A 3048-nucleotide genomic window follows, 5' to 3' on the forward strand; every position below is an offset into this window, starting at 1 on the left:
GATGACAGCTTTCCGCCTGGCAATCGACACGATTAAGCAGGCAAGGTCAGATCGCAACTTTCAAGTTCTCTTCTTCACCTTCTTCGTCTGTGGACTTTCCACGAACGGATTAATCGGCACGCACTTCATTCCTGCAGCACACGATCACGGAATGGCCGAACCTGTAGCCGCGGGATTGCTCGCAATGGTCGGCGTATTCGATGTTATCGGCACGCTTACATCTGGCTATCTCACGGATAAGTTCGATCCACGCAAACTTCTCTTCTTCTACTACGGTCTTCGCGGACTTTCACTCTTCCTCTTACCGTCAATTCTCTTCTCTTCAGTACACCCATCCACGTTGGTCTTTGTAATCTTCTACGGACTCGATTGGGTTGCGACAGTTCCACCAACGTTGGTCTTATCTCGAATTGTGCTTGGTCCAAATCGCGGAACAATTGTGTATGGATGGGTCTTTGTGGCGCACCAGATTGGTGCTTCAACAGCAGCTTTCGGCGCAGCGCTATTGCGAGTTCAGTTCGGAGATTATGCAATTGCGTTCTATATCTCAGCGGCCATGTGTATCGTCTCAGCGCTGATGGTGCTACAAATAGCTAAAGGAAAGTCCGCTAGCGAATTGAGAGTGTAGATGGCAGAGCGCGATACAACGAATTACTACCAACTATTCGGGGGAGAGCCTTTTTTCTCTGATTTAGTCTCACAGTTTTATGCGCGCGTTGCTACTAACGAGATTCTTCGCCCGATGTACCCAGCTCGCGATATGGAAGGTGCTGCCCAGCGTTTAAAGATGTTCCTCGAGCAGTATTGGGGCGGACCGACCACATATTCAGAGGAACGAGGCCATCCTCGCCTGCGTATGCGCCATGCAGGATTTCATATTGGTCCCGCTGCTAAAGATGCATGGCTTACCTGCATGCGTGAAGCAGTGGAAGGTATGGATATGGAAGCGCAGGCGCAAGAGAAGCTATGGCACTATCTAGAAGGAGCTGCTGAACACCTCCTTAATTCATTTGAAGATTAGCGCTTAGATTTATTTCCAACGACCAGAATCTCGCCGTTTCGTAGGTACCAGAGCGTTCCTGCTGCATCGCGGACAGTTGTGACGCGAAGGCCAACTTTTTCAACAGCGCCTTCAATATCGCCAACTTTTACTTGATCGCCTACACCGTACTGATCCTCCACCAACATGAAGATTCCAGAGATAAAATCTTTCACAAGTGTTTGTGAACCAAGTCCGATTGCTACACCAATGATGCCCGCAGAAGCAATGACTGGGCCAAGATCAAATCCAAACTCACCCAAAATCATTCCTACTGAGATAACCCATACGAAGGCAGTGAATATGGAGGTGAGAACGGTACCAATAGTGCGGGCACGTTCTGCCTGACGGGCGACGACCCCTGGACCTGGCTTGATGTCGGCAGATGCCAGTTTTGCCACTGCGCGGTCAATAGCACGCTTGCCAACGGAGTGGCAGATGATGGCGATAAGAAAGACAGAGATAACTCGAAGCGGTGCTCCTGTGAACCAATCAACAATCTGCTGTGTACGGTCGCTCATAGTGGTTAAGGATAGACTGCGCACCATGATTAAGCCTCTATCTCAGGTCGTAAACCTTCTGCCAATGATTAATCAGGAAGGAAATGCGCAGCCAGGTCAGGGTCTGACTGCTCTGCAGACATTTACTTATTTCTTTCTTGCGCCGGTGGCAATCTTTACTGTGATCGCGCTGGTCTCTTGGTACGCATCAGCGCCCAAGAAGGAGAACGTCGACGTTATCAACCAGATCATCTAATTGATGTGAAAGTGAGAAGCCCCGGTCAATTGACCGGGGCTTCTCTTTTATAGAACTACTTATGCATCTTTTGCTTGGGCCTTGAGTGCACGAGCTAGAGCATCGCGCTGCTCAGAGACGATACGTCGAAGGCCATTAGGCGCATCCTTGCCAGCACCTGACAACCAACCTTCAACCTTCTTCATCGTGGCATCTGATACTTGGTATGAAGGGAATGCAAGAAGTGCAATATTGCTTGCAAACTCATAGGTATGAGATGTCCAGTAGTTAAGGATGAGATCGAAGTACTTGTCCGCATATGGTGCAGTCAGATCACGCTGTCCTGGGCGGTTGAAACCCTGAATAGTCTGAATCTGGATATGGTTTGAGATGTCCTTTGTGGTTGCAAGCTCCCATGCAGCAGCCTTGACTGCAGCATCTGCTCCCACTGCACGACCGAACGCCGCAGCCTTTTCACCATCTGCGCTCTTGTCGTTTGCAAGCTCTGCTTCAACTTCAGCAACAGTTGCAGCACCGCGTTCGACCAATGAATTAAGGAGTGTCCAGCGAAGGTTTGCATCAACAGTGACACCTGCAACCTTGCCATCAAGGATGTCGCGCACCTTTGAAACCTGGGCCGGTGACTTTGCACTTGCTGCAAAGCTGCGAACATATTGAAGCTGCATATCGCTTCCTGCCGCTGCGCCATCAAGAAGCTTCTCGATGCCATCGGCCAAGATTGTGCGAAGCGCATCACGGTTCTTATCAGCTGCATAGAGCTCGACAGCTGTTCCGAGCTGCAACATCTGAGTAGCAACAACGGCAACATCGGTCTCTGATGCAAGCGCATTGAGAACCATTGGTACGTAATCACTTGCAGCGAGTTCGCCATCACGAGTCATATCCCAGACCGCTGACCAGGCAAGTGCACGGGTCAATGAATCCTCGATATTTCCGAGGTGGCTCTTGAGAGTTGCGATGGAGCGATCATCAAAGCGGAGCTTTCCGTATGAGAGGTCGCCATCGTTGAGAACAACGAGATCTGCAAGCTTCTCTCCGGCAAATTCAGGAACCACAGTTGTTGCACCGGCAACATCGAGCTCGACGCGCTTGCGACGAACAACCTTGCCGCCTGCGATGTCATAGAGACCGACTGCCATACGGTGTGGGCGAAGTTCTGATGAGCCAGCTGGAACGAGTGGCACCTCCTGCTTAACAGCAACAGATGTGTACTTATCACCATCGATAACAAGCTCTGGTCGCCATGTATTAAC

General features: G+C 50.4%; 5 protein-coding genes. 3 read left to right on the top strand and 2 right to left on the bottom strand.

Annotation, left to right across the window (positions count from 1 at the left end):
* Positions 1-628: MFS transporter (locus ACKOVI_RS06540; RefSeq protein ID WP_509603276.1), on the top strand; the 628-nt coding region annotated here is incomplete at its 5' end.
* Complete coding sequence (locus tag ACKOVI_RS06545; RefSeq protein ID WP_509603277.1) at positions 629-1021, top strand: globin; 393 nt, start codon at positions 629-631, stop codon at positions 1019-1021. It begins immediately after the preceding gene.
* On the opposite strand, the gene ACKOVI_RS06550 is transcribed toward ACKOVI_RS06545, so the two are convergent.
* Complete coding sequence (locus tag ACKOVI_RS06550) at positions 1018-1560, bottom strand: mechanosensitive ion channel family protein (RefSeq protein ID WP_509603278.1); 543 nt, start codon at positions 1558-1560, stop codon at positions 1018-1020. The two genes, ACKOVI_RS06545 and ACKOVI_RS06550, sit on opposite strands and share 4 nt — an antisense overlap.
* 25 nt (positions 1561-1585) lie before the next feature.
* Here ACKOVI_RS06550 and ACKOVI_RS06555 point away from each other — a divergent pair, with 25 nt between their 5' ends.
* Entirely contained in the window at positions 1586-1795 is a 210-nt protein-coding gene (locus tag ACKOVI_RS06555; protein ID WP_509603279.1) for a hypothetical protein, read from the top strand.
* 59 nt (positions 1796-1854) lie between these two features.
* Here the strand turns inward: ACKOVI_RS06555 and ACKOVI_RS06560 are convergent.
* On the bottom strand, positions 1855-3048 hold a 1194-nt coding region (locus ACKOVI_RS06560), incomplete at its 5' end, for an ERAP1-like C-terminal domain-containing protein (protein ID WP_509603280.1).

This window comes from Candidatus Planktophila sp. (genome assembly GCF_046070465.1).
Classification (GTDB): domain Bacteria; phylum Actinomycetota; class Actinomycetes; order Nanopelagicales; family Nanopelagicaceae; genus Planktophila.

What these genes read in the sequence shown, in the direction of transcription:
- ACKOVI_RS06555 (WP_509603279.1), top strand. Translation starts at nt 1,586, where the DNA reads ATGATTAAGCCTCTATCTCAGGTCGTAAACCTTCTGCCAATGATTAAT.
- ACKOVI_RS06550 (WP_509603278.1), bottom strand. Translation starts at nt 1,560, where the DNA reads ATGAGCGACCGTACACAGCAGATTGTTGATTGGTTCACAGGAGCACCG.
- ACKOVI_RS06545 (WP_509603277.1), top strand. Translation starts at nt 629, where the DNA reads ATGGCAGAGCGCGATACAACGAATTACTACCAACTATTCGGGGGAGAG.